Origin of the sequence: Shewanella sp. SG41-4, assembly GCF_014164505.1 — a bacterium.
Taxonomy (GTDB): Bacteria; Pseudomonadota; Gammaproteobacteria; order Enterobacterales; family Shewanellaceae; genus Shewanella.
This window is the reverse complement of record NZ_JACJFI010000008.1, coordinates 19,979-41,317: the sequence shown is the minus strand read 5'-3', so window position 1 is coordinate 41,317 and position 21,339 is coordinate 19,979. Positions and strand designations below refer to the sequence as shown.

The following is a 21,339-nucleotide window of genomic DNA, read 5'->3' as shown; positions in this document are numbered from 1 at the left end:
GATGCTTTTCTTGCCCGCACCAGCGAGCTATTACCACAAGATAAAGACTTTGAAATTATTGGCCCTATCCCGGCTCCACTGGATCGTAAAGCAGGAAAATACCGACGCCAATTAATACTGCAAGCCAAAAGTCGTCAGCGTTTACAAACCGAATTTGAACGCGTATTAGCCCAAATTGAACTAATACCTGAAAGTAAGCGTTGCCGCTGGAGTATCGATAGAGATCCACATGTTATTTAGAAAGGTTGTTCCTCGGTCTCCCTTTAATGTTAAGGCTGCTGTTTTGATGCAGTTACCATTTTTTCTCCTAGTGATAATAAATTTCGGGTCCACTTATGCAGCGTTAATTCCTAGCTCTACTTATGAAGCATTCCGGTTATTGGGTTCTATTTCAGAGTGTGTTTCAGTATTAATGGCTTACGGCTTAATCGTTGCGTACAACAAATTTACCTCAGAAAAAATTGCGGTTATCCCTTCATCATAACATTGGGCTTTGTTCAGTTGATCATTAAAAGGTGATAGCTGAGTTTTGCGTCCACTTTACAGCGCTAACGAGGCTCAAATTCAGTAAGCGTGTCACAGGCATTACTGTTTAAACGCTTTGATTTTACTTATGCAACCCTTTATACTTGCCGCTGCATTTTTATGCAGTGCGCGTTTAATAAATTTTTAAGCCTAATTTACCCATATTAACGAGGTTGTTTTTTCATAATGAATATTAAACCGCATTAGTTTTTCCTCCCCTATTTGGATCGCTAAGATCCGTCCGTAATTGCTGCCTTGTGGGTAGTTTTTGTTGTATATCATTACCCAATATCATTTTGTTGTATTAATGAGTTAATTTCACTGCTGACGCACGCAGATTTATCTGGTGTTAACACATGTTATTGGCATATTGGCTAACATTAAAACAGAGTAAAATACATGATACAAAACATGAAAAAAGAATGGTTTTCCAACATCCGTGGAGATCTGTTAGCAGGTATAGTCGTCGCACTTGCGTTAATTCCTGAGGCGATAGCCTTTTCTATTATTGCTGGGGTTGATCCTAAAGTGGGTCTGTATGCTTCATTCTGTATCGCTGTGGTTATCGCGTTTACGGGTGGACGTCCTGGAATGATTTCTGCGGCCACGGGTGCTATGGCGCTATTGATGGTGACCTTAGTTAAAGAACATGGTCTTGAGTATTTATTAGCGGCAACGTTATTGACCGGCATATTTCAAATTGCAGCAGGTTATTTAAAGCTTGGCAGTTTGATGCGTTTTGTCTCGCGTTCAGTGGTGACTGGCTTTGTGAACGCACTCGCCATTTTGATTTTTATGGCACAGTTACCAGAGCTCACAAATGTGACGTGGCATGTGTATGCCATGACCGCAGCAGGACTGGGGATTATTTATTTATTCCCATTAATCCCTGTTATTGGTAAATCGTTGCCGTCACCTTTAATATGTATCGTCGGCTTAACCATTTTTGCGGTTTACATGGGATTAGACATCCGTACCGTAGGCGACATGGGACAACTTCCTGATACGTTACCAATCTTCTTGTGGCCAGAAGTGCCATTAACCCTTGAAACGTTAATCATCATCTTTCCTTATTCAGCGGGTCTTGCTGTTGTGGGTTTATTAGAATCAATGATGACAGCGACCATTGTTGATGATTTAACTGATACGCCAAGTGATAAAAATCGCGAATGTAAAGGCCAAGGTATTGCGAATATTGGTGCAGGTTTAATGGGCGGCATGGCAGGTTGTGCCATGATTGGTCAATCTATTATCAACGTTAAATCAGGCGGGCGTGGACGTTTGTCGACTTTCTCTGCCGGTTTGTTTTTGCTTATCTTGATTGTGTTTTTAGGTGATTGGTTGAAAATGATCCCTATGGCTGCACTTGTTGCCGTGATGATCATGGTGTCTATTGGAACCTTCTCTTGGGATTCTATCCGTAATCTTAAACATCATCCTTTATCGACCAATCTTGTGATGGTTGCCACAGTTGTTGTGGTTGTCGCTACCCATAATTTAGCGATTGGGGTATTTGTAGGTGTGTTACTTGCCTCGTTATTTTTTGCTAATAAAGTGGGTCGTTTTATGGTGGTTAAAAGCACCGACACTACAGCAGAAGCCGGTCGTCATTATCAAATTATTGGCCAAGTCTTTTTTGCCTCAGCAGATAAGTTCAGCAACTCATTTGATTTCAGAGAAGTGGTTGAAAAAGTCACTATTGATTTATCTTTGGCGCATTTTTGGGATATTACTGCGGTATCGGCACTCGATAAAGTGGTGATTAAATTCCGCCGCGAGGGCACTGAAGTTGAGTTAATTGGCCTTAATGAAGCCAGCGCTACCATTGTGGATAAATTTGGTGTGCATGATAAACCCGAAGACGTTGAAAAAATGATGTCAGGTCACTAAGCCCATAGCAACACCATAAAAGGATAATAATGATGACAAATGTGATTGCCTGTATCGATGGTTCAAAAGCAACACGCGCGGTATCTGATGCTAGTGGGTGGGCGGCTATGCAGTTGAGCGCCCCTGTGACGTTATTACATGTATTGGATAAGTCTGCCTATCCTACAGAGTTAAATCTGTCGGGAAATATTGGCCTTGGTAGCCGAGAGCATTTACTTGCTGAGATGGTTGAACTTGAAGGGCGCATGAGTAAACTCGCGCTCGAACAAGGTAAATATATGCTACAAGATGCTCAAGCGTGCATCTTGGCGGCACAGCCTTCAGTTGCGGTGCAAACGCTGCAGCGCCATGGGGATTTAGTGGAAACGCTGCTTGAGCAAGAAGTCGATGCCAGACTAGTGGTTATTGGTCGCCAAGGTGAGCAACATCAGGATCAGGCGCAAGCGATTGGCAGTCATTTAGAAAGTGTTATTCGCACCCTTAAACAGCCGATTTTAGTGGTGATGGCTGATTTTACAATGCCAAGCCGTTTTATGATTGCTTATGACGGCAGTGCCACCTCGAAAACAGTGCTTGAACGCGTGAAAAGCAGCCCACTACTTAAAGGGCTCGAATGTCATTTAGTGATGGTGTCTGACAATCAGTCTCAAGCGCAAACCGAATTGACTTCAGTTGCAGGCTCTCTTACCGAAGCTGGTTTTGAGGTGACAACTGCGGTTTGTCAGGGCGAGGTGCAGGCGGCTCTTGAAGCTTACCAGCTAGCACACCAAATTGATTTAATGGTGATGGGTGCTTATGGTCATTCACGTATTCGTGAGTTTTTTGTTGGTAGCAACACGACACGGATGATCAGTAAAAGCCACATCCCATTGTTATTGTTGCGCTAAACCTACTAGGGATAGCTTAAAAAATGATAACAAGCGGTGATAAGCGAACGCTGCGCTTACGGATAGAAGGATCTCGCACCTAGGCGCTTGGCTTGTTATCGCTTGATACCGCTCATTATTTCTGGGATAGGGATAGCTTAAAAAATGATAACAAGCGGTGACAAGCGAACGGTGCGCTTACGGATAGAAGGATCTAGCACCTAGGCGTTTGTCATCGCTTGATATCGCTCGTTACCGCTTGTCATCCAACACTTGGCAGCAGTGACTTTTCTGCTTTAACGGCACACACCTTATATTCTGGAATTTTTGCAATGGGATCCAATGCATTAATGGTCAGTTTATTGGCTGCTGCTTCGGCAAAGTGGAACGGTAAAAATAATACTCCTACCTGAGCCCGCTTAGTCACAAAGGCGGCTATGTCTATTTCTCCGCGGCGAGTACTCAGTTTCAACATATCACCGTTATTGACTCCCAATTGCTCAGCATCAAAAACCGAAATCATTACTCTGGGCGAGCCTTTAATATCCAGTTCCGGGGTTTTACGGGTCATAGTGCCAGTATGGAATTGTTCCAGTAAACGGCCTGTTGAAAGGGTTAATGGATATTCGCTATCGGGCATTTCGGCAGGTAGTCGATAGCTCACTGGCATCATCCTGCCTTTACCGCGTAAAAATGTTTCGGTATGCAAAATCGGTGTGCCAGGATGGTTTTCATCAAAGCATGGCCACTGTAAACCATCTACCTTATGTTCAAGTCGTTGCCAGGTAAGGCCTTGATATTGCGGGGTGACGTGGTTAATTTCTTGCCAGATATCTTTGGTGCTGTGGTAATTCCAATTAGCATCAAGGCTGTTGGCAATCATTTGGATAATTTTCCAGTCTACAATCGCATCCCCAGGAGGGGTTAACGCGACACGTAATTGTTGTACCCGACGTTCTGTATTAGTGAAATGGCCATCTTTTTCGGCAAAGGCAGTTGCGGGTAGTACCACATGGGCCATCTGCGCGGTTTCGGTTAAAAAGATATCTTGCACTACCATAAATTTAATTTTGGATAGTGCAGCGATTACGTGAGCTTGGTCCGGATCGCTTAGCACTGGGTTTTCTCCCAAAACATACAGAGCATCGAGTTTACCTTTCACAATCGCCTGCATGATTTCAGTTGCTGCTAATCCAGGTTCTGACGACAGCGAAGTATTGCCCCAAGCTTTGGCAAACTTAACGTTATTGAGTGGGTTATCGACTTGCTGATAACCGGGATAATAATTGGGTAACGCGCCCATATCACAAGCGCCTTGAACATTACTTTGGCCACGAAGTGGGTTTAGTCCGCCGCCCGTTACGCCAATGTTGCCACACAGCAATTGCAAGTTGGAGGTGGACACCACATTGTCATAACCCGAAGTATGTTGAGTAATCCCCATGGCATAATACAAGGCAGTTTTGTTTGCTGTGCCAATCATTTTAGCCATAGCGGCAATGTCTTCGGCGCTCACGCCTGTAATCAACGCTGCATTGGCTAAGTTGTAATCTGGCTTCATCACTTCTTGCTTGAGCAATTCATAGTCTTCAATACGGCTATTGATGTAGTGCATGTCTTGCCAGTTATTGATGATAATTTGCTGCATGATGGCATTGAGTAACATCACATCTGTGCCCGGTTTATGTGACACATATAAATGGGCACTGTCTGCGATAGTGGTTTTCTTTGGATCCGCGACAATTAAGCGCGCGCCGTGTTGGCTGACCGCTCTTTTAATGTGAGAGGCGATAATAGGATGGGCGCTGGTGGTATCGGAGCCGATGATAAAAATCACATCTGAGTCTTTAATGCTGGGAATATCATTGGTCATGGCCCCGCCGCCAATGGTATCGGATAACCCAGCAACAGATGATGAATGACATAGTCGCGCGCAGTGATCGATGTTATTAGTGCCCATAATGCTACGGGCGAACTTTTGCATTAAATAGTTTTCTTCATTAGTGCATTTAGCTGAAGACAATGCCGCAAACTTGCTTGGCCCAGCAGCATCTTTAATCGGTTGAAGTTGCTGTGCTATATAACTAATGGCTTCAGACCAAGTGGCCGGTTCTAGCTGACCATTTTTGCGAATTAATGGCGTTGTAAGGCGTTTAGGACTGTTTAAAAAATCAAAACCAGAGCGTCCTTTAACACATAGCATGCCTTCATTGACCACTGATTGAGTATCGCCAGATACTCGCATTACATGATTTTTGGTTTGGTCGACATGCAGTTCAACCCGGCAACCAACGCCACAATATGTGCACACGGTTGAGGTTTTGGTTAACGCTCTGTCGCTACCTTGGGTTTTATCGCGGGCATCAACCAAAGCGCCAGTAGGGCAAACTTGAACACAGTTACCGCATTGCACACAATCGCTGTCATTCATCGACGCAGTAAAGCCAACACGAGGGGCGTTGCGGCTAATGCCTGTTGTTGCAGCATCGGGTAGCGCTTGATAACTATTGGCTTCAAAGCTGATAACGTTATGACCACTTTGTTGATGACAAGCATCAATACAAGCGGCGCAACTGATACAGCGATTAGCGTCGAAAGTAATAAAAGGCGCACTGTTATCGACTTTAAATTTACGCGCTTTGGTTTGATCCAGTGTTTTTCCGTCTACTTTATATTCGGTGGCATAATCGCGTAACTTACAATCGGTATTGGCTTGGCAAGCACACTCCAAACAGCGCATCGCTTCTTGCATTGCTTCATCGGGAATGAATCCTAGTTCTACCTCGGCAAAGTTAAGCGCTCGATTTAGCTGGTTTAGTTCAGGCATTTTTAAGCGGCGACGTTTGGCTGTCTCAGGGTATAAGTTAGGGTATGCGTTGGGATATAGCTCAGCAGATAACGAGGCTGTTTTGTTAGCCTTTCGTGAGTTAAATAGCTCAGGCTCTAAATGGCAAGTTAAGCCTTCAGTTAACAATCCTTCAATGGCTTCAGCGGCTTTTCGGCCATCCGCTACTGCTGCTACTGCGGTAGATGGGCCGGTGCGGGAATCACCGATAACAAAAAGTTTTTCCACCCCAGCAGACATGGTTTGCTCGCAGCCAAGGAAGGTATGCCAGCGGGTCAGGGCGATATGCCCTGTGTCTATTTGATTTTCTGGTTGGTCTAAAAAGGCTAAATCCACTTGTTGAGATACCGCAGGAATTACAGTGTCGAATGCTTCTTCAAAGGTTTTGCCAGTCGCTTTAGGAGAACGGCGCCCAGATTCATCGGGCTCGCCGAGCGCCATTTTAGCAAAGGTGATGGATTTGACCCGGCCCTGGTCGTCACTGTGGTTTTCCAGTGGATTAGTGAGAAAATGAAACTTAACCCCTTCGACTTCTGCTTCATGTATTTCATAGGGTTCAGCTGGCATTTCCTCACGGCTACGACGATAAATTAAGGTCACATCAGCGCCATCGCGCACAGCGGTACGGGCGCAATCAATCGCGGTATTACCGCCACCAATGACGGCTACTTTTTTGCCTGTAATCAATTTTTTATCGGTGCAATAGTCACGCAAATAATCCACCCCTAAATAACAGCCGATTAAATCGCTGCCAGGGTAATTCATTGGTACTGCTTTTTGCGCTCCAATCGCAAGGCAAACAGCATCATAATTGGCCACTAATTCAGTTAAATTGGTATTGCGGCCAAGTTCAACTCCCGTTTCGATTTTAAGTCCGTTGCGGGTGAGCAGTTCAATCTCTTTATCAAGAATATCTTTAGGTAAGCGGTACTCAGGGATGCCGTAACGTAACCAACCTCCTGCTTTTGGGGCAGATTCCATAATGGTGACATCGTGACCATTATTAGACAAATAATAGCCGGCGGTGAGTCCTGCTGGGCCACTGCCGATAATGGCAATACGCTTATTGGTAGCCGGTGCTTTTGGTGGGACATAAGGCTCAGCATCATGTAAATCTAGGTCTGCTGCATGACGTTTTAATTGGCGAATTGCCACTGGCTCATCAACGAGCCCGCGGCGACATTGGGTTTCACAAAAAGCAGGACAAACACGGCCAATCGACAGTGGCAAAGGTAAGGTCTGTTTGATGACTTTGACGGCTTCTTTATGATCGCCTCTACCAATATGATAAAGATAGGACTGCACATCAACGCCGGCAGGGCAGGCAGTTTGGCAGGGCGCTTCACAGTCAGCAAAGTGGTCGCTGAGAATATCTTTGAGTGCTTGTTGACGAAGTTGACTCAAGTGGCTTGACTGGGTAATGACCTCTAAGCCGGTTTCAAGCGGTGTCTCACAGGCACGAACACATCGCAAACTGCCATCATGGTTTTTGATTTGTACTTGGCACAAATTACAGTGTTGTCTCTCTTGGCGGTGAGAATAGTCACATAAGCTAGGGATGTTAATACCGGCGTTTTTTGCTGCCTTTAACAAGCTGTCAGCTTTAGGAAGCGAAAGTGTTGTTCCGTCGATAGTGATATCAATCATTGCAAAGCCTTTTTATTTTTTGAGTCACTGGCAAAGTCTAATGCCTTTGAGGATGGGACGAGTAGGGTGTCATAAGGGCAAACAACTAAACCTAAGGTGGTGTTAATGTCAGCAACGCCAGATTATGTTGATAATCTGGCACTCGCATCCACAGTCTATGCATCGAGTTTAATTTGAGGAGTGATTTTCAGATGTGACTTAGATCATTTTTATTGCGATTAAATGTGTATTTTATGTTAATGTTATAATAAACAATTAATTACTTATGGTTTTATGTCGTAAATATTGCTAGGTGAGTGATGGTTTGTTGTCATTGTTCATGATTGTAGACAGTGGGTGGCGATGAGTGGATTCATTGCTGTTACAACAAAGCAGGCTGAATCAAGTTCAACCTGCTTGTTTATTGCTATTTCAATCTAAAAACCACTTCAACTCTGTCGCTAATGTTAACTTGGCCTTGCTGATAAGTTTGCGCCACATCGGCATTCATTTTCATGCTGGCGCGGTACATTTCTGGCTGATTGGCTTGCTGCGGAAAGTATCTTACCTCCCATACCCCAGCAATTTGTTCACCAAAGCCTTTTGCAAGTGACTGTGCTTTTTGCTGAGCATCGGTAATGGCTGCTTGGCGAGCCTGGGCAATAATATTGGCTTCTTGGCTGGATTTTAGTTCGATATTATTAACATTATTAATCCCTTCAACCAAGGCGCTGTCGAGTAGCTCATTTAACCGATTTAGATCAATTACGGTAATGGTCATTTGACGACTTGCGCTATAACCCGTGAGTTTTCGAGGTTCATTTTGCACATACGTATATTGTGGGTTGAGTTGTAAATTAGCACTTTGAATGTGTTTTTTGTCGACTCCAGCCTTGAGTAACCGTTGCATAAATTGGCTGACGGCTTCGTCGGCTTTGTCTTTAGCGGCTTTAGCGCTATCGGCTTCTATAGATACTTGAACATTGATAATAGCCATGTCTGCTTCGGCTTCAATGGTACTGGTTCCTACTGTTTCAATATGAGCAAAACTGAGTTCAGCCGCTTGCACTGTCGATAAACTGCTGGTGGCGGTTAAGGCAAATAATGAGGTAGAAATAATGCTAGTGATTAATGTTTTGTTCATTGATAACTCCGCTAATGGTTAGCTAAATACTGTTTTAACACAGGAAAAGTAGGTCTGTTATGAGTGTAAACGGTACAAAAATGAAAAAGGGTTTTTATTTTTGACTATTTTCTGCGATTTATTTCTTACGGTTTATTTATGACTTACTAACGATTTAAAAGAAGCTAAAACAACTGGGCTGAGATATTAAGCAATTTGTTTCTGATCCATTGGTTTACCGGATCGTCTTGAGCTTGTTGATGCCAATACATGTGTACCGCCAATTCTGGCACTTCAAAGGGTAATGGCGACACCACAATGGGCATGGTTTGTTGTAGCAACATGGCGTAGGTGTTTGGCATGGTCATGATCAAATCTGATTGGCAGATCACACTGATGGCGGCAAAGTAATGCTCGCAACGTAATGCAATATTACGGCTAACGCCTTGATGGGCAAGCGCCATGTCGACGGTGTCGATGCTGAAGTCTTTTAAGCTCACTAATGCATGAGATGCGGCGGCATAATTGGCGAGGGTGTGCTGCTGTAAAATCGGATGGTTTCGGCGGCACACTAATGAAAATCGTTCGCTGCATATTAGAGTATTGCAAATATCTTTATGGGTTGGCATCAGTACATCGATAACAATATCTAAACTTTGCTGCGCCAGTGACGGCTCAAGTTCAGTGCGTTTAATTTGACGACTGTTTAGGGTGATATTGGGGGTGTTATTGAGTAAATCGGGCATAAGAATAGGAAAGAACATTGACTCTAATATGTCTCTTAAGCCTAGTTTTATCTCGCGTTTGTGCTGTTGTATGTCAAATGTCGCGGGTTGGCTAACGGTATTATTGAGTAACAGCAGCGCTTGTTGCACGTCGGGAATGATTTTTTGGCATAAGGCTGTTGGTACCATTTTACGGCCATGGCGGACAAACAATGGGTCGTTAAATTTGTCGCGTAACCGAGCAATAGCATGGCTTACAGCGGGTTGTGTAAGGTGCAGTTTACTGGCCGCAGCAGTAATGCTGCCGTGCTGATATACCGTACTCATAATGAGGAATAAGTTTAAATCAATCTTACTATGCAGCATATTAATAGTTATCTATGATTTAGTATCATTTGAATTTATTTTAGGCTTGGTTAAATTAAAGTCAAACTAAACTAATAAAAGTAGACTCAACATGACCGCTATAAATGACACTCAAGCACAGCAAATTCAAAAAATGACTATTGGTACTGATAAGTATCCAATGCCGCTACCGCCAAAATTTGATAACAAACAACAGCAACAACAATATGAAAAACAGCGCTTAGCCGCGGCATTTAGGGTATTTGCCCATTACCGATTTGATGAGGGTTTAGCGGGGCACATTACCTTGCGTGATTGTATTGATCCTGAGTCATTTTGGGTTAATCCATTAGCGGTGCATTTTTCTAAAATTAAAGCATCAGATTTAGTGCGTGTTGATCATAAAGGCAATATTTTGGAGGGCAAGCACCCAATCAATAATGCCGCATTTGCTATCCATTCGCGTATTCACCATGCGCGCCCCGATGTCAACGCAGTGGCCCATGCCCATACCACTTATGGGCGTGCATTTTCATCATTAGGTGAGTTACTTAAACCTATCTCTCAAGATGCCTGTATGTTTTATGAAAACCACAGCATTTTTGACACCTTTACCGGCGTGGTCGCTGATTTATCTGAAGGCGACATGATTGCAGAGGCGCTACAAGGCCATGCTGCGGTTATCTTACAAAACCATGGCTTACTCACTGTGGGTAAGTCTGTGGATGCGGCAACGGCTAATTTTGTCATGTTAGACAGTTGCTGCCATAGCCAGTTATTGGCACAGGCGGCGGGTGAACTTAAATTGATTGGCCATGAAATTGCGACTAAAACTCGTCAAGTTAATGGTTCTGATTTAGTGACTTGGGGTAATTTTCAACCTTTGTATCAGGTCATGTTGGCACAAGACAATAGCTTTTTAGATTAAGCCTGTTAACGACGCCAAAGGGCGGTTTGATTTTGATAAAACCGTATTCATGCAGTCATATTTCGCAAGAACGTATTCTGTACTGAAGCTTATGATACCCGCTAAACCTGTTTAGCGGGCAAGGATGTTACTCCCAATGACAGGTTCGATTATTACCGAAATACTGCTGCCACTTGCGCTGGCGTTTATTATGTTTGGCATGGGATTAAGCTTAACCCAGTTTGATTTTTTACGTTTGTGGCAAACTCCCATGCCGATTATTGGCGGCTTTATAGGCCAAATCATCGTGTTGCCCTTGCTGGCTTTTACTCTATGTTTACTAATAGATTTATCGCCAGCGATGTCGGTAGGGTTAATGATTTTGGCAGCCTGTCCTGGTGGGACTACCTCAAATGTAATTAGCCACTTAGCCAAAGCGAATTTGGCATTGTCAGTGAGTTTGACTGCACTGAGTAGCATTATGTGTGTCTTTACCGCGCCGTTTATCATCCAATTTGCGGTTAGTTATTTTAGTGAAAACCATGATATTGAGGTGTCGTTAAGTAGCATTTCATTAGGGTTATTGGTGATTACCTTGCTACCGATTATGTTTGGCATGATTGTGCGGCGTTATTATCGCGATTGGGCTGTGAAGGTTGAGGTGTATTTTAGGCGCTTTGCATTAGTGTTTTTATTGTTGATGATTACTGGGGTAGTGATTCAAGAACGTGACATTATCAGCGACGCTTTTAACGAGGTGTTTATTGCATGCATGTTGTTAAATTTGATTGCCATGATGGTGGGCGTAATTACTGCCAAGATATTCAAATTAAGCCATAAAGATAGCCTAACGTTGGCCATTGAAATTGGTTTACAAAACTCCACTATGGCAATGCTTATTTGCATTAGTTTACTGCAAGCCCCGAGCTATGCTGTGGTGGCTGGAGTGTATAGTTTAACGATGTATTTAGGGGCTGGCTTGTTAATCGCGTATGCCCGTTATGCTAGAAACCAAAAAAAATACAGTTCAATCTAGCTAATTACATTAGTGCTATTAATTAACGGATTTTGTCGGTTAGTTAATAGCTTAGTTACTTACTTAGGGCTTAGTTAATCACTTCGTGTTTAGTTAATCACTTAGTGTTTAGTTACATAGTGTTTAGTTAATCACTTAGTGTTTAGTTAGTGCTTAGTCACTTATGTTCCTAAATCGAATGTCATTTTACTCTTTTTTGCTGGCGGTATTCACTGGGTGTGGTGCCTTGCCAGCGTTTAAATGCCCGTCGAAAGTTAGCCACATCAACATAACCTAATTGATATGCCAACAGCTTAATACTGCCACTAGATTGCGATAAGTATTGCTTCGCAATATGGTGATTCACCGACGCGACAATGTTCTTATAGCTTGTTTGTTGTTGAGTTAAATGGCGATGAAGAGTCCGTGGGGTCATATTAAAATGCGTGGCTGTATCGCTTAAGCTTGGTAGTGGCATCGGACTTTGTAGTAAATACTGATACAACTTATCGCTAAGGCTTTGCTGTAAATCAAGTTTTTTAAGTTCGTTAATACACCATTGTTTGGCTTGAATAAACGAGCTGGGATCGGCCATATCTAAGCGTTGATTTAATGATGCTTGAGTTAATATTAGCTGGGTGCTGGCTTGATTAAAATGCACTGGTACTTTGAGTAATGCGGAGTATTGCTGCCAATAGGCTGGTGCTGCGAACCCCAAATTAACCTGGCTTATTGCAGGTGACAACGGGGTGGTTTGTTGTAACAAGTTGGCAATGGTGACGAGCAAAGCATCCATAAACGGTTGTTGAATCACGCCCAATGGTTGTATCGCTTGCAGTGTGATAACCATACTGCTGGCGGTTTCATGGGTATTAACATTAACCAATGGTGTGCGTGTATTGATAAATTGCTTCAATATATCAACAGCTTGTTTAAGGGTACTGCTATTAAGGATGGCAAATCCCATCATACCATGGGTGTTAATGCCTATTCGGCTGCCGACATGTAAACCTAAGTCAGGTCGTGCCGATAGATGAATTGCAGAGGTTATTAACCGTTGATAATCATCAAAACTCACTTGAAAGTGTGGGTCTTGTAGTTGTTCAAGCATAAGGCCGTTATGGGCTAGCCATATATCGACATTGCATTCCCACAGGCGCAGCTGTTGATACACTTGGTTTAAGTAAAATACAGGAAGCAGCTGCATAGCAATCTTATTAATGGCTTTGAGTTAGTTGTAACGGATTTTGCTGTGCTTGTCTATTAATGACCCCTTAATGTCCATTCTTCCCTCTTTGTTATATTTCTGGTTGGCGTACAGTAAACCTTTAATCACCAAGGAATGCGTATGTTGTCTATGTTTACTGCCAAAACGGTTAGCCTAACCATTAATGATGAAATAGTGATAGCGCAAACTAGCGTTAAACACTCTCTTTTAACCGCCGCGTTGGCCGCCAATATAGCCTTTCCGCATCATTGCCGAGTAGGCAGTTGCGGTGCTTGTCGATGCAAGTTGGTTGCTGGCGAAGTGAAACAATTAACCGACAGCGCATATGTTTTATCGGCTGAAGCCATCGCTCAAGGAATGATTTTGGCCTGTCAGAGTCTGCCTAAAACTGATGTGAACATTCACGTTAATTTACGCCAGCGTCCTTTAGCTGACGAACCGCAAGCATAAGGACATGGCCATGTTTAAATACCTTAAATTTATGTCGTTTCATCTTATGGCTGTGATCGCTATTATCAGCATCACTTTGGGTGGAACCTATATCAGCATTGGCTTTGCTATTTGGGTTGCGGTGTATTTGGGTGGTGACATCGTGTTTGGTGATGATACCGCGACGCCACAATATCGCTATCCGGCATTGCTTACGTGGCAATTGTGGTTGGCGCTGCCATTGACTGTGATATTAGTGTTTGTGTGTTGCTGGCAATTTGCCAGCCAAGATATTGGCCAATATGGCGCATGGGTCACTCGTTTTACGGGGTATGACACTGTGTTAGCAAGGCAAAACACCAGCATGATTCAATATGGGGTGATGGTGATTTATTTGGGCTTAGTGGTTGGCGTAATGGCGACGATTACAGGCCATGAGCTAACCCATCGTACTTGGCAGCCGGTGTCATTATTGATTGGACGCTGGTTATTGGCATTTAGCTTTGATGCTAACTTTGCCATTGAACATGTATATGGCCACCATAAATACGTTAGTACCTTGAACGATCCTGCTACCGCTCCTCGTGGTCGTGGTGTTTATGCACATATTATTATTTCGACCATTAAGGGCAATATTAGTGCGTGGCACATTGAGCAACAAAGGCTGGTGCGTAAACAGTTAGCGGTATGGAGTTGGCACAATAAAGCGTTACGAGGTTACGCTATGAGTGTCGCTATTATGGTGTGGGTATTTTGGCTTGCGGGTTGGCAGGGGTTAAGCTTTTTTGTATTAATGGCGTTATGGGCTAAAGCGACTTTAGAGATAGTCAATTACATGGAGCATTATGGTTTGGTTCGCGAACTTAACTCGCCAGTAAAACCTCATCATTCTTGGAATACCAATAAGCGGGTAAGCTCGTGGGCAATGTTTAACTTAACCCGACATTCACATCATCACGCTCAAGGACAGTTACCTTACCATCAGTTATCGCCTTATCCCGATGCACCGCAAATGATTGGCGGTTACCTTAGTACCTTTGTATTGACCCTCATTCCGCCTTTATGGCATCGACTTATGCTGCCCAAATTACAACATTGGGATGCACATTTTGCCACGCCAGCTGAATATAATATGGCCCAGCAGGCTAATCAACAAAGTGGTATAGCCGCTTACCAAGCGTGTTGTTAACCCTTTGTTTGATGATTGTTTAGAAGCTAATAGATATTAGCTACTCATATTAATGCGGTTACGGCCTGTTGATTTTGCGCGGTAAAGTGCTGTGTCTGCTGCGCAAACCAGTGCGGTTGGCGTGCGGTATTGGCCACTGCGTTCACAGGCTATGCCTTGGCTGACACTGATTTTGGTTTGTGCAGGTAACCCTATGTCGGTAAAGGTTAACTGGTTAATACGACGTTGAATATTTTTGGCAATGTATTCTGCAGTTAACGGATTGCTGTTGGGTAAAATGACGACAAACTCTTCACCACCATAACGGGCAGCCATCGCATTGTTAGACGGGAGCACCTCTGCCAGTACTTGAGCAATTTTTTGCAAACATTTATCACCGTTAACATGACCATACTGGTCATTAAACATTTTAAAATAATCGACATCGATAATGATTAAACACAGCGGTTGGTCGTGGTTAATGCTGTCGTTCCAGTTGGTTTGCAAGGCATCATCAAAAGCGTGACGATTGGCAAGGCCGGTTAATTTGTCGGTATGTGCTAAGTGGCGCAGTTTGTTGTACTCAGCTTTATGGGTTGTGAGATTATGCATGATGCCAATAAATAACGGCTCAGAACCTATCTGCATCGACGGTAAACATGACAATGATAAGTCTGCTTCGAGTAACGTGCTGTCGGCGCGATTAATGATAATTTCTTTAGGGCCATGATTAAACTGAGTCACTTTATTGGCCTGACCGCTGGCGCTGTTCCACAAGGTAAATAAAGATAGATACTCATCTTTAAAAGGGCTTTGTAGATAATCGGTCCAGGTTTGACCGATTAACATTTCGGCTGGGGCACCGAATAATTTAGCGCCTAACGGATTGATCATCTCAATGACGCCAGCAGAATTAATCACAAAAATCGCTTCTGAAATCGCGGTGATCACATTGAGCAAGGTGCTAATTTGTAGGTTATCTGCTACTGCCATTTTGCCATTATGGCTTGCTGAGGTGGCATCAAAAGTTGCATTAAAAGTGGTATCAAAAATGACATCTGTTGCTGATGAGTTGGATTGTGGTTCAACCTCAACTCGCAATGGTATTTTTATCGCGCTGGGAAATTTAGCGAATGAGTTTGTTAATTTAGTCACACGAGAAATAGTGTCATTGAGTTCAGTTAATTTATCATTGGTAAACATGGTGCATTCCCTTAAGCGTTTGGTATTGGTAACCCCTTGTTGATGTCAAATACTCTATTAGGAATAAGGCTTATTTACCTTTCGGTAACCTTCTGCTTTTAACTTGTTGATTTTAAATTGTTTAAAGTTGCTATTTATTGTGAAAATGTGTTGCGATTGAGTTGTGTCTATTGCATGTACCTTGGAGGTAAGCTGATTTTGTTGCTGGTTTTTAGGATTTGTCTCACTAAAATCGATAGTGTTCTTAGCTTAAATAGCTTGTTGTGCAGCTGTATTTGGTTGCATCGTTGACAGATGTTGAGCCGTTATTGGGAGGTAGCGATACAGTTATTTGGCAGGCGTTTACTCGTTGGGCTATTGAGAAATGATTGGTTTTTGAGCTCGGTTAACGGGTAAAAGATAACTCCAACCTCAGGTGATGTTAATGGATAACACCAGCAGTTTTATCAAGGTTTAATTATTGGTTGTTTTAATTATGCTGAACAAGATAAAAGCTCAGGGCAAGTCTGAGCTTTTATCATTTTTCTACTTATTTAATCATTTTCGCGGTTGATAATTTCAGGGTCTGGGCTGAGTACCAATAAGGTATTGCTGGTGTTCGACAACACAAATTGAAATTGGGTGTTGCCCGATATTTCATCTAAGTCGGTTAAGTGTATTAAGCTGCCATCAGTACTGACTGCATCGATAATACCGTCAAATGGGGTCATAAACGCTGCGCCAAAAAACTTAAGCCCTTTGCCCGTGTGGTCAATAAGTTGGTAGGTGATGGTACAGTTTTTGGTAATGATAACATCACCGCTTTTAGGGGTACCATCGTGATTGGTATAACTGAAAAACGGCTCGCCGTTTTCTAGGGTGACGGTGAGGTTAAAAAATGTTGTCGTGTTTTGAGTATTTGACATTATATTTTCCATTTTGTTGGGTTAGGGGTTAGGGTTTTTAGTTTTAGGATTAAACCTAAAATCGGTTATGGCCGAACTTTCTAACAGTTGAACTAAATTGGGGTGTTGCGTAAGCTCACCGAGGCAGTCGAGGGCATGAGCGTAAGGGACTGTAAATTTGGGGTTATTGTTACTGACTACAATGGGGAGTAGTAGAGCTTTTGATAGTTCACACAGTTTGCTAGCTTGCTGAGGTTTTCGTAACGATATTAGTAATGTAGCTGATAGCATATTACTTTGGGCTAATTCTGCAGCATAGGCAGTGTTTTGACTAAACTCAGTGATTAATTGACTAAAAGAGATACTAGCTTGGCGAGCATAAATTAGACTTTCTGGTAGTTTTTTCTGTGATGCTAAATAATGTGCGGTTGCCAGCTGATATTTAGCGTGTAGATGATTTTTTTTACTTGAGTTTGTTAATACGGTATCCATACTAATTTTTTGTGCTAATGATTCACTACTAAATTCCATGGTTTTTTTAATAGGTAAAGTACTAAACGCTAACATATCGAAGTGAACATAATATTGTTGGAGCTTCCAAATATCATTATCAGGATCTTGTTTTAGGGCATCGGTAATTGCGACTAAACTAAGCTGTGCTTTTTCAAAAGCTTGTTGTTGGTGGCCTTGGTAATTTAGTAAATTAGCCAGTATTTGATAGCTGCTCGATAACCTGTCAAGTAAATAAGGCTGTTTTTCTAATGCTTGATTGGACAGCTGCTGTTGAATTTGTTGGTGTATTTGTATCGCCGCGGTAATGTCGCCTTGAGCGGTGGCCGCGCTAGCAATCCATGATTGTGCATTGGCCACATCAGCAATCATTTTGCTATTACTTGGGTCTTGAACTAGTGCTTTTTGTTTTAACTGTAATGATTGCTCAAATGCCTCACGGGCAGCGGTAAAGTTTTGCTTCTTCATGTATATCGAGCCTAGGGAGTTGTGGGCATAGGACAACTCCATAAGGGCATCGTTATCGTTTGGCGCGTATTGGTACATGGCTTGGCTGTATTCAAGATAACGCTCCAACCAAGTCTGTGTTGCAGTCCAATCACTTTTATCGTACTCAAGCTGGCCGAGCCAAAAAGCATTAGCCCCTAAAGTTTTAAGTAAACTAAGGTTTTGCGGTTGTATTTCGAGTAACGGCAACATGCGCTCGCGGGCGGCGATTAAGGCGCTGCGGGCTTCGTCGGTATTGCCGCGAGAATAGGCCACTTCGCCCATGGCCTCTAAGGTTTGGCTGTGTTGGAAACGGGCTTCAAAGCTTAAATAGCTGGCATCGTCGGCGGAAACGTCACTGAAATATTCTAATGCTTTATTACTGATCCCATCGAGCAAGTCCATGCGGCCAATACCGCGCATTTTGTCGGCGAATTCTCCCACCATAAAACCGAGTAAGTTTTCTGCCGCCAGGCGTTTTTGTTGTGCTTGGTTTTCGGCCTCAATGCTGCGAACACTCATGGCGACAGAAATTAATGTCAGTGCCACAAGGGCTAGCATGACTGCGCGGCGGCGCCAGCGCCCGATGTTGGCTTGTTTGCTAGACGCTTGAATGAGGGCTAGCTCTTGAGGCTCTAGGTTAAACAATTGGTTATTGAGCAATGTGCTTGCTTCTGCTAATGGTTTGCCTTCTGCCAGTAAATAAGCGTTACTTTTTGACTCCGCCAGCCAGCGGTTGGATTGATGCTGTAAACGGCTTTTAATCGCTAAACTGTCGCTGTGCTCGGTTATCCATTTTGTGGCACGGGGCCAGCGCCTTAATAGCGCTTCGTGGGCAATACTAAAGCAGGGTTGATCTTGTTGCAGATGCGAAACAAACAAACGGTTATCAACCATGGCTTTGACGAGGTTTATTTCGGCATCACTACTGAGATCGCTCCAGCGGGCGGTGCTGCTGGTGATCGATTTTTCATCTTCGGTTAGGGTGACTAACATCGACAGTATTTTAGGCAGTGCGGCGCGTTCGCTGTTGTTTAATTGATTGAGCACTTCTTCGGCATTTTTACCGATGGCGCCTTCAATCCCCCCAAGCGAATGGTATACCGACACCAATAATTGATTGTTGTCATCTTTGTTTAAATACAGTGATTGCAAGGTGTATTGCAACATGGGCAGTGCATCGGGATTTGAGGCCGCTTCACTGCAGAGTATTTCGTCCAGCGGCATTGCCGTATCGGGATCGAGTGTCCATGTGAGGTTAGCTGCATTGGCCGGTAAGCGGATCATTTGCATCAGCTCTGCTCGGGTTGGCGCGGATAAATCGAAATGTGAGCCATTGGCTTTGCCTGCCATTAGGCTCGGGTGGCTAACGACTTGGGGGTAAAAGTCATTGCGGCAAGCACTAATCATTAATACTACCCCTGAAACCGCAAGGGTTTCGAGGATATCTAATACATTGTTGCGTTCGGATTCGGTAAATAATGGCGACGCTAATAAGATTTCTAAACGGTCGATAAACAATGAAAAATGGGGCCGACTGTATTTTGGGGTATTGTCATCATTGATTGATGAGTATTTGGCTAAAGCTAGCTGACAATATTCAATAACGGCGTTGATGTCGTTTTGCAGCTTGTTTGCCAACATATCGGCACTACAGTCGGTAAACACCGCTTGGTCTTTGATTTCCCAGTCGAGCATCGCACTGGCGATATCGATAATTAAGCGTCCTTTAGTGACATCGGCTAAATCTAGATTGGCATTATCGATTACGCCAACCCCGTTAAAGCCATTTTTTGACATTAAATTCGGCATGATACCGGCATTAATGAGCGATGATTTACCTGTACCGCTGGGGCCGAGGATTAAACAGAAGGCTCGGCCAAATTCAACTTGTTTAGTGATGCGATTTAATAAGGTGTCAACTTGCTCGCTTCGGCCAAAAAATACGTTGGAGTCGTTGGTGTCAAATGCGCGTAAACCTGGAAACGGTGAGGCGCCTTGCCATTGTTGAGTAGTGACTTTGGCATGGTGACCAATAGGGAACTCAACACTGGCGATGGTGCGATAACCGCGTTTGCGAATGGTTTCTATGTACTGCGGATTAGATGCTTGATCGCCTAATGCTTTACGCAGTTGGGTAATCACTTTATGCAGCGGATTATCACCAATGGCGATGCTGTTCCAGCAGTGGTTAATAATATCGTCTGCTGCTAGCACTTCCCCTTGGTGTTGGCATAGTAAACGCAATACATCCATGGCTTTGGGTTCAAGACTGCGAATAACATCGCCAGACTGAATGCTATTGCTGTGTGGATTAATTTGCCAATCGCCAAAAAAGAAAGTGCTGTCATTCATCTGTAATTAATTTCCGATTGGTTAATCGCGTTAAGTTATAAGCAATAAAGATTACGTCACGATGACTCTTATTGAGAGTCATCTTTAGGCGTACTACTTCTGCTTGTTTGATTGTATCGTGCGACTACGTTAATTGTATTTTTTTGCAATATTTTACAATAAATTTACTTTTTTCTCGACAACGATATCGCGTACGGCATTTGGTTAATGTCGTTGTTCTAGCTGCTTTATTTGTTCTACTATCGATTGATTCACCGGTGTTTTTATACCGTACTTTTTGCCAATACTGACCACCGCGCCATTGATGTAATCTACTTCCGTTTTTCGTTTTGCTTGAATGTCTTCCCACATTGATGAGCGTGCTTTGGGATCGATGTCGATCATTTGTTTAGCGACCAGATTAAACAACCCATTTGGTAGCGATAAAATGGTGGGTAACCAGGTGGGTTTGACCTTGGTGTATTGATGCAATGTAATGTTTGCCGCTTCGCATACTGCTAGCCATTCTTTCATTGCTTTGGCTAAAACTCGGCGATTTTTGTAGTCACTTAATTGCTGTTTAATCGTTAGGTCGGTGACCGCATTTAACGCATTATTGAGATTTAATAATAATTTACCGTAAATCATTGGGGTAAAGTCTGCTTCAATGTCGCAACCAAATCCATGGTTAACCAGTGCGGATTGAATTGCGATGGTATGAGGGTTTTCTTGTAAGGTAAACACACCCTCTGTGCCTTTATGAAATACGCCATTGGGCAGTTGCAGCACATTAAATGGCGTGATCCCTTGGAGTAATCGGTAATGATCGAGTGAGTCTTTAATACTGTCAAAACTGCCTAAGCCATTTTGCATAAATATAATGCTGCTGTTGTCGTGAGTAATCGCCATTAATTGATTGGCAATACTGCTAACTTGATGACATTTTAAGGTGACAAATACTACATCAAATTTGCCATTGATTGATGATTCTTGGTCGATATCGGTGATCAACGCTTGCGGCATAATCGTTTGTTTTAAACCGTTATAATCGGTCAAGGTAATGCCGTTATTGGCGATGATTTTTTGCTTAATTGCTGGGCGACAAATTAAGCTGACTTGTAACCCCGAAATACATAACTGACCCGCTAAATAACAGCCTGTTGAACCCGCGCCAAAAATTGCAATATTCATTTATGTTAATTCACTGTTTGTTAATGACGAAACGATTCT

Annotated in this window: 14 protein-coding genes and 1 pseudogene; 7 read left to right on the top strand and 8 right to left on the bottom strand. The window is 43.2% G+C overall.

Annotated features, from left to right (window positions below):
• The 3 genes and pseudogenes from H5202_RS01975 to H5202_RS01965 form a co-directional block, all read left to right on the top strand.
• Positions 1 to 240: pseudogene (locus tag H5202_RS01975) on the top strand (primosomal protein N'); the annotation flags it as partial.
• 684 nt (positions 241 to 924) lie between these two features.
• Positions 925 to 2,415, top strand: coding sequence for a SulP family inorganic anion transporter (locus tag H5202_RS01970; protein WP_182770484.1), 1,491 nt, complete (start codon positions 925 to 927; stop codon positions 2,413 to 2,415).
• A 29-nt stretch (positions 2,416 to 2,444) separates the two neighbouring features.
• A complete protein-coding gene (locus H5202_RS01965) occupies positions 2,445 to 3,302 on the top strand; it encodes a universal stress protein (RefSeq protein ID WP_259397158.1) in 858 nt (285 codons plus the stop codon).
• A 241-nt stretch (positions 3,303 to 3,543) separates the two neighbouring features.
• Here H5202_RS01965 and fdhF read toward each other — a convergent pair whose 3' ends face one another.
• The 3 genes from fdhF to H5202_RS01950 all read right to left on the bottom strand — a co-directional run bounded on the left by fdhF (position 3,544) and on the right by H5202_RS01950 (position 9,966).
• Positions 3,544 to 7,773, bottom strand: coding sequence for a formate dehydrogenase subunit alpha (fdhF, locus tag H5202_RS01960; protein ID WP_182770483.1), 4,230 nt, complete (start codon positions 7,771 to 7,773; stop codon positions 3,544 to 3,546).
• A 406-nt stretch (positions 7,774 to 8,179) separates the two neighbouring features.
• The gene (locus H5202_RS01955) at positions 8,180 to 8,896 is read right to left on the bottom strand and encodes an oxidative stress defense protein (protein WP_182770481.1); all 717 of its coding nucleotides are present in this window, start codon (positions 8,894 to 8,896) and stop codon (positions 8,180 to 8,182) included.
• 164 nt (positions 8,897 to 9,060) lie between these two features.
• Positions 9,061 to 9,966 (bottom strand): LysR family transcriptional regulator, encoded by a 906-nt coding sequence (locus H5202_RS01950; protein WP_182770479.1) that lies wholly within the window; start codon positions 9,964 to 9,966, stop codon positions 9,061 to 9,063.
• Between the two features lie 100 nt (positions 9,967 to 10,066).
• Here H5202_RS01950 and H5202_RS01945 point away from each other — a divergent pair, with 100 nt between their 5' ends.
• On the top strand, positions 10,067 to 10,873 hold the full coding sequence (locus H5202_RS01945) for a class II aldolase/adducin family protein (RefSeq protein ID WP_443019300.1): 807 nt from the start codon (positions 10,067 to 10,069) through the stop codon (positions 10,871 to 10,873).
• Positions 10,874 to 11,009: 136 nt separating this feature from the next.
• A complete protein-coding gene (locus H5202_RS01940; protein WP_182770475.1) occupies positions 11,010 to 11,888 on the top strand; it encodes a bile acid:sodium symporter family protein in 879 nt (292 codons plus the stop codon).
• 181 nt (positions 11,889 to 12,069) lie between these two features.
• Here the strand turns inward: H5202_RS01940 and H5202_RS01935 are convergent, their stop codons facing one another.
• The gene (locus H5202_RS01935) at positions 12,070 to 13,074 is read right to left on the bottom strand and encodes an AraC family transcriptional regulator (protein WP_182770473.1); all 1,005 of its coding nucleotides are present in this window, start codon (positions 13,072 to 13,074) and stop codon (positions 12,070 to 12,072) included.
• Between the two features lie 141 nt (positions 13,075 to 13,215).
• On the opposite strand from H5202_RS01935, the gene H5202_RS01930 reads away from it, so the two are divergent.
• Positions 13,216 to 13,545 (top strand): 2Fe-2S iron-sulfur cluster-binding protein, encoded by a 330-nt coding sequence (locus H5202_RS01930; protein WP_182770471.1) that lies wholly within the window; start codon positions 13,216 to 13,218, stop codon positions 13,543 to 13,545.
• A 10-nt stretch (positions 13,546 to 13,555) separates the two neighbouring features.
• The gene (locus tag H5202_RS01925; protein ID WP_182770469.1) at positions 13,556 to 14,713 is read left to right on the top strand and encodes an alkane 1-monooxygenase; all 1,158 of its coding nucleotides are present in this window, start codon (positions 13,556 to 13,558) and stop codon (positions 14,711 to 14,713) included.
• A 36-nt stretch (positions 14,714 to 14,749) separates the two neighbouring features.
• Here the strand turns inward: H5202_RS01925 and H5202_RS01920 are convergent, their stop codons facing one another.
• From H5202_RS01920 to H5202_RS01905, 4 genes are all read right to left on the bottom strand, one after another.
• The gene (locus H5202_RS01920; RefSeq protein ID WP_182770467.1) at positions 14,750 to 15,895 is read right to left on the bottom strand and encodes a sensor domain-containing diguanylate cyclase; all 1,146 of its coding nucleotides are present in this window, start codon (positions 15,893 to 15,895) and stop codon (positions 14,750 to 14,752) included.
• Positions 15,896 to 16,428: 533 nt separating this feature from the next.
• Positions 16,429 to 16,800 carry a DP-EP family protein gene (locus H5202_RS01915; RefSeq protein ID WP_182770457.1) on the bottom strand — a complete coding sequence of 124 codons (372 nt, stop codon included), beginning with the start codon at positions 16,798 to 16,800 and terminating at the stop codon, positions 16,429 to 16,431.
• Positions 16,801 to 16,821: 21 nt separating this feature from the next.
• Positions 16,822 to 20,130, bottom strand: a complete 3,309-nt coding sequence (locus tag H5202_RS01910; RefSeq protein ID WP_182770455.1) for an nSTAND1 domain-containing NTPase — start codon at positions 20,128 to 20,130, stop codon at positions 16,822 to 16,824.
• A gap of 204 nt (positions 20,131 to 20,334) precedes the next feature.
• A complete protein-coding gene (locus tag H5202_RS01905; protein ID WP_182770453.1) occupies positions 20,335 to 21,300 on the bottom strand; it encodes a 2-dehydropantoate 2-reductase in 966 nt (321 codons plus the stop codon).
• Positions 21,301 to 21,339 lie beyond the last annotated feature (39 nt).